The 6,195-nt window shown below is 61.0% G+C and carries 5 protein-coding genes and 2 pseudogenes; 3 read left to right on the top strand and 4 right to left on the bottom strand.

Features of this window, described 5'->3' with window-relative positions; genetic code table 11:
• The 3 genes and pseudogenes from ACTJKL_RS27280 to ACTJKL_RS27270 form a co-directional block, all read left to right on the top strand.
• The coding region (locus tag ACTJKL_RS27280) for an IS30 family transposase (protein ID WP_440854290.1) at positions 1 to 899 on the top strand (899 nt) is incomplete at its 5' end.
• Positions 823 to 1,092, top strand: a pseudogene (locus tag ACTJKL_RS27275) (hypothetical protein); the annotation flags it as partial. The gene ACTJKL_RS27280 and the pseudogene ACTJKL_RS27275, both read left to right, overlap by 77 nt.
• Before the next feature lie 49 nt (positions 1,093 to 1,141).
• Positions 1,142 to 1,387 (top strand): annotated as a pseudogene (locus ACTJKL_RS27270) (transposase); the annotation flags it as partial.
• A 101-nt stretch (positions 1,388 to 1,488) separates the two neighbouring features.
• Here ACTJKL_RS27270 and ACTJKL_RS27265 read toward each other — a convergent pair.
• From ACTJKL_RS27265 to ACTJKL_RS27250, 4 genes are read right to left on the bottom strand one after another with little or no spacing between them, the layout of a single operon-like run.
• Positions 1,489 to 3,438 carry a molybdopterin biosynthesis protein gene (locus ACTJKL_RS27265; protein ID WP_440854289.1) on the bottom strand — a complete coding sequence of 650 codons (1,950 nt, stop codon included), beginning with the start codon at positions 3,436 to 3,438 and terminating at the stop codon, positions 1,489 to 1,491.
• An 8-nt stretch (positions 3,439 to 3,446) separates the two neighbouring features.
• Positions 3,447 to 4,574, bottom strand: coding sequence for a molybdopterin-binding protein (locus ACTJKL_RS27260; protein WP_440854288.1), 1,128 nt, complete (start codon positions 4,572 to 4,574; stop codon positions 3,447 to 3,449).
• A 45-nt stretch (positions 4,575 to 4,619) separates the two neighbouring features.
• Positions 4,620 to 5,450 carry an ABC transporter substrate-binding protein gene (locus ACTJKL_RS27255; protein ID WP_440854287.1) on the bottom strand — a complete coding sequence of 277 codons (831 nt, stop codon included), beginning with the start codon at positions 5,448 to 5,450 and terminating at the stop codon, positions 4,620 to 4,622.
• A 21-nt stretch (positions 5,451 to 5,471) separates the two neighbouring features.
• Positions 5,472 to 6,194 (bottom strand): ATP-binding cassette domain-containing protein, encoded by a 723-nt coding sequence (locus ACTJKL_RS27250; protein ID WP_018099304.1) that lies wholly within the window; start codon positions 6,192 to 6,194, stop codon positions 5,472 to 5,474.
• Between the last annotated feature and the right edge of the window lies 1 nt (position 6,195).

The following is a 6,195-nucleotide window of genomic DNA, read 5'->3' as shown; positions in this document are numbered from 1 at the left end:
GTCATCGATCGACGATTTACCGTGAGATCAGGCGCAACACCTTCCACGATCGCGAGCTGCCCGACTATAGCGGTTACTTCCCGACCGTTGCTGACGATATCCGCAAAGAGCGGCGGCAGCGTTTGAGGAAGCTTGTGCGGCACCCGCAATTGCGCGAACTGGTGATCGAGCAGCTGAAGGCACTTTGGTCACCGGAACAGATTGCCGGTCGTCTGCTCGCCGATGGCGTGAGCGCCGTGCGGGTCTGCACCGAGACGATCTATCGCTTCATCTATGGCAAGGAAGATCAGGCGCTGGAACTCCATCAGCATCTGGCGGAAGGCCGCCGCAAACGCCGCCCCCGCGGCTCGAGGAAACCCCGCGACGGCACTTTTCCTGCTGCCTGCAGGATATCGCAACGTCCTGATTTCATTGGTAATCGTTCGCAGTTCGGTCACTGGGAAGGCGACTTGTTGATCTTCCAGCGTGACTTGGGCAACGCCAACGTCACGTCCTTGGTTGAACGCAAGAGCCGCTACACCGTCATGATCAAGAACCACAGCCGGCATTCACGACCGATTATGGACAAGATCATCGAAACGTTCTCTCCCTTGCCAGCCTTTGCCCGGCAGAGCTTCACCTTTGATCGCGGCACGGAGTTTGCCGGATTCAGGGCTTTGGAAGAGGGCATCGGCGCGCGGAGCTGGTTCTGCGACCCCAGTGCGCCTTGGCAGAAAGGTGCCGTGGAAAACACCAACAAGCGCATCCGCCGCTTCATGCCTGGCCATACCGATCTCTCCGCTGTCAGTCAGCAACAGCTCGTCGCCCTCGCCCAACATATGAATGCGCTCCCGCGCAAGTGCTTGGGCTATCGAACGCCCACCGAGGTCTTCATGGCGCATTTGCGCGAATGCGCGTAGTGCCCTACTCTTCACCCGTCAATGTTGCACTTGGATTAGATTCTCCCAGTTGTATACTCAATTTTCAAGCGATGAGAACAATGGCTTGCCTCTTGGAGATTTTTGGATGTCGCTCTGCTATTCGCAGCTCACCCTTTCCGATCGCCGACGTCTGCATCAGCTCATGGAACGCAAGATTCCTGTCGGTGAGATCGCCCGCCAACTCGGTCGGCATCGATCAACGATCTATCGTGAGCTGAAGCGCAATGGAAGATGGACTCGGCGCCAGGAGCTGGTTCTGGGATCCGAATGCACCTTGGCAGAAAGGCGCCGTCGAGAACGCCAACAAGCGCATCCGCCGCTTTGTGCCAAGCGATACGAATCTATCTGCCGTCAACCAGCAGCAGCTGGTCGCCCTTGCCCATCACACGAACTCGCTGCCGCGCAAGTGCCTGGGCTACCGCACACCGGCCGAAGTCTTCATGGCAGGTTTGCGGGAAAGTAGCTGATGCCCTACCCTTCACCCGAGCTAGGCGAGCCTCGCGCAGCCATGCGATACAGTGTTACCTCTTCTCAGGAAACGCAAATCCGTTCCTAGGCCACTGGTCCATCAGCGAGCTCGACTGAATCCCGCCCGCTCCAGCGCGTCCTGCATATCAGGCGACATCAGGGCGGCAAGGAATGCCTGAACTGCCACCCGCTCCTTCCGGTCCGTAACTAGCGCGAAATCAAAGTGCTCTTGCGTCAGCGGTATGAAACCCAAGCCAGCCGCGCGCGCGACCGGCCCGATCGTGACGCCCCAGTCGGCGCGTTTCTGTACGACAGCGGCGGCGACTGCATTGTGTGAGCGAGGTTGGTTCCAGTAGCCATCTGGGCGCGTCTGGCCGAGCAATTGGTCGATCAGGATGCGCGTACCGGCACCCTGGTTTCGATTGACCATCATGCATTCGGGATCAGCCAGAGCAGCCTCCACCGCCTCTGGCGCATTGCGGCCTTCGAAGCGCGCGTCACCGCGGCGGAACACGATGCCTTGTATGCGCCGCCAGCCCGGCACGAGCTCGATACCCTCGCTAAGGAACGGCGTGTTGTAGACTTGTGTCTGAGGGTCGAAAAGATGGATCGGCGCAAGGTCGCACTCACAGCGTTTAGCGGCTGCAAGACCGCCCAGGCTTCCGACGGCCAACGATCGCACCGAAATCCCTTGGCGCGCGATCTTGCCCACGACAAGATCAAGGCCTGTGCAGTGACTGCCGATCACAACGAGGTCGGGCACCCTGACCTGCGGCGTGAACAGCGTCACCGGCACTTGTGCGCCCGCTGGCAGTTGGTCGGCGAAGGCGTCAATGCGGATAAAGCCATCAGCCTGGGCGAAGGCGGTAATCGCTCCCGAGCCCTTGCCGGTCGCATAGGCCATCAGTCCGTCCCGCCCCTGCACCAGCGAGACCATGACAAACTCGGTGCGCCCCAGTTCGGACGGAACGCGGAACGGAAGCTGCGCACTCGTCTGCGCATCAACGCGCGGCGGCAGCCCCGCCATGCGCCGCAGGATGGGCACCACCATATCGTGGAAGGTGAACATGGCCGAGGTCGGGAACCCTGGCAAGATGATAACCGGCTTGCCGCCGCATACCGCCAAACAGAGCGGCTTTCCAGGCTTAAGCGCAACACCATGAGCAATGATGCCCGGTTTTCCGAGGCGGCCAATAATACGGTAGCTGACATCTCCCGCACCCTTGGAAGTACCTCCAGACAAAATCAGAACGTCATGGGAGGCGAGCGCCTCACGCATCGCGGTCTCGAGCCTGGCTTCGTCGTCTGGAAACGCGCCCAAAAAATGGGCCTCGCCCCCGTTTTCGGTGACCGCCGCACTAACGATCGGCCCATTGGCGTCGTAAATGCCGGCCGGCTGCAGCGGTTCGCCCGGTTGCACGAGCTCATCACCCGTGGACAGAACAGCTACGCGGAGTTTGCGGGCCACCGTTACCTCCGGGGTTCCGCAGGCTGCGAGTATCCCGATCTCACGCGCGCCGATCACCGATCCAGCCCGCAACACGACCTCTCCTCGCGCCATGTCCGATCCGGCGGTGGAGACGAACTGCCCCGGCGAGACAGCACGCCGCACTTCGATGGCCCCACCCTCGGCTGGCTGAGTATATTCCACCATGACGATCGCGTCCGCACCGCGTGGCAGAGGCCCCCCCGTGGCGATGGCTGTAGCGGTCCCGGGCAGTACCGCAAGTTGCGGGACGCTGCCGCAGGCAATCGTTTCCCTGTTCAGTATCAATCGAACAGGCTGTAGGTCAGAGGCGGCAACCAGATCTGCTGCCCGTACCGCAAACCCATCGACATTGGAACGGTCGAAAGGTGGAATGTCGACCTGCGCCGCGACGTCTTCTGCAAGAGCCAGCCCGAGCGCCTCGGCTAAACTCCTCTTTTCAGTCGGCACCGACCAGGGAAACAGCGCTGCTTCGAAACGGGCCAGGGCCTCCTCACGTGACAGTATCGTCAGAAATTGCTTCTGGGCGGTGTTTTGCGGGATCGAAGAAGGAGACTTCATCATGAGGCTGCTCAGTTCACATTGCGAAGAGGCATCGCTGTGACGGACGTGCCGACGTCATATCCCTCACTATCGCCCGGCACTGCCAGCCAGGCATCGGCAAGCCGCATGGCCTCCAGTGAAAAATTACCAACCGCAAGCGGCGTCCACATGGCCTGCTCTCTGCCTAGCAGGACAATCTCACTGAGCCCGACCTTCGACGCAATCTTTCGCGAGAGCGGCAAGGTTGTACCAATCCGCTTCGAGCGGCCTGATAAACGGTCCAGGATCGGCTGGACCAATGCAAGAAAGCCGGCAAAGACATGGTCAGGCGCCCCGGCCAAAGCGACCAGCGGCGTACTGCCAAGCCGGCCGATCGCCGTAGTATCGCCAGGCCGCATGGCGATACGATGCGCAATCAACGCGTTGGAAAGCGTCAGGGCCTCGGCAGTCGCATCAAGGCGGCCAGCACCAGTGCCTCCGACCAGGAGAAGCAAATCGCAAACCTCGCCGGCAAGAGCGGCTGCGATCGAAGCTGCATCACGGTGCGCGGTCTCTATCGCGGCGATCGTCGCATTCGAGGTCATCACACATTCGGCAACGAGGCGCGTCGAGAACGTCTCATGGTTTACGGAAGCGACATCGATCACACGCACGCGCGGGCTGCGTACGGGAATCTGGCTCAACCCTGCTTTGCGAGCGATCAGCAGGTCCGCGGCGCCGACTATCCCGCCTTCGAGAACCGGGGGTCGATGTGCGGTCATGTCCTCCCCCACCCGGCGCACGCCCTGACCGGGAGCAGCCTCGCCGACGGCAAAAACGATTGGGCTGCTGCAATCGATCAGATCGGCTTGCAACACACAGTCCGATCCAGTCGGCATGACGTCGCCCACTTCCACCCGGACCGGGGCCGTCGAAAGCGCCAGAGGTGAGTAGGCGGACGCTCCCACGAGGTCGAGTGAACAACACGCCCAGCCATCAATTGTCGCAACGTCTCGCAACGGCAGTGCCGGCAAGGCAGCCGGCATCGCCGCGGCGACACGACCAAGCGCCCGGTCAAGCGGCTCCGACCGGGGAGCGATAGGCATCAAACCACTGAGAAGCGCCGCAAGCGCCACTTCCAGGCTTATCAGGGCGCTCGTCGGAGGATGCACTGTCATCATCGCCCGATAATGGGACAGATGCGGGCACCTTGGCAACAGACCTCAGATGCGCTGTCCGCTCGCATTTGGAAAGAAGAGTTGCTGGCCATCGATCTTGTACTCACCGATCGCCTTCTGGCCCTCAGGCGCAAGCAACCAGTCGATGAATATCTGGCCCAGCTCCGCCTTGACATCGGGGTGTTTTTCCGGGTTCACCAGCATGACGCCATACTGGTTGAACAGCCGCTTGTCGCCCTCGACGGAAATGGCAAGATCACCGCGGTTCCTGAACGACAGCCAAGTGCCGCGATCGGAAAGGACGTAGGCATTCATGGCAGATGCGGTGTTGAGCGCCGCTCCCATCCCCTGTCCGATGTCCTTGTACCACCGGCCCTTTGCAACCTCGATATCGACGCCCGCGTCCTTCCATAGCCTGAGTTCCATAAAATGGGTGCCTGACCGGTCACCGCGTGAGACAAATGGCGCTTTGCTTACTTCGATCGAAACTAGGGCCGCCGCGATATCCGTCATTCCACTGACGCTGGCGGGATCACTTTTCGGGCCAATCAACACAAAATCATTGTACATCACGTCGGAACGCTTCACTCCGAAGCCCTCCTGAATGAACTTCTCTTCCTGTGCTTCGGCATGAACGAAGACCACGTCGGCATCGCCACGGCGTCCGGTGTCGAGTGCCTGGCCGGTGCCCTGCGCCACGACCTTGACATCGATCCCAGTCTCTCTCTCGAACAGCGGAAGAATATAATCGAACAGGCCCGTGTCCTGGGTAGAAGTCGTCGATGCAACGACGATCGACCGGGTTTGGGCGTGGGCCGGCGTCACGCCGGCCAGGATCAGAAGCATTCCCACAGAGAACAATCGGCGGGTCGGCATTTTCAATCTCCGTTCTGTCGATCAAAGGACGAGATCGCCGCGTATAAAGGCCGCAGCCTGCGGCGTGGCTGGACGATCGAAAAAATCCCTAGCATTGGCATGCTCGAAGAGACGGCCATGGGCCAGGAACACGACATCTCCGGCAAGTCTGCGCACCTGGCCCAGATCGTGTGAAGCCATGATGATCTTGGTGCCCGAATGGGCCGTCGCAAGGATGATTTCCTCCACGAAGCGCGTTGCCGCCGGATCAAGGCTTGCGGTCGGTTCATCGAGCAGGAGAATTTCCGGCTGGCGCGCCAGAGCACGCGCGAGCGCCAGTCTTTGCTGCTCACCGCCCGACAAACGGCGCGCAGGCCTCGAAGCCAGCGCACTCAGGTCAACACTGTCGAGCAATTCCTCGGTGCGCTGGGCACGCAGGCCGCGCGGGCAACCGGCGTGAGCAAGTCCATACGCAACATTCGCGGCAACCGAGCGCCGCAACATCACGGGCTTCTGAAACAGGATCGCTCGGCGTTCGGGGCCGGCATCGATCCGGCCACCCCAGCTCACGACCCCCCGCGACGGGCCAAGCAAGCCCATGCACAGCCGCAACAGCGAGGTCTTGCCCGCCCCATTGGGGCCAAGAACAAACGTCGGCGCTCCCAGCCCGATCGTCAGGCTTATTCGGTCGAGTATGGTCGTCGCACCGGCGCTCAGCGATACGTCATCGAAGATAAGGGGAAGATTGCTTGCAGCAGCGCGCATT

The sequence above is a fragment of the Sinorhizobium sp. 22678 genome (assembly GCF_052044265.1).
In the GTDB taxonomy this organism is placed as follows: Bacteria; Pseudomonadota; Alphaproteobacteria; order Rhizobiales; family Rhizobiaceae; genus Sinorhizobium; species Sinorhizobium meliloti_A.
The sequence above is the reverse complement of the archived record's forward strand: the minus strand, read 5'-3'. Positions and strand labels throughout refer to the sequence as shown.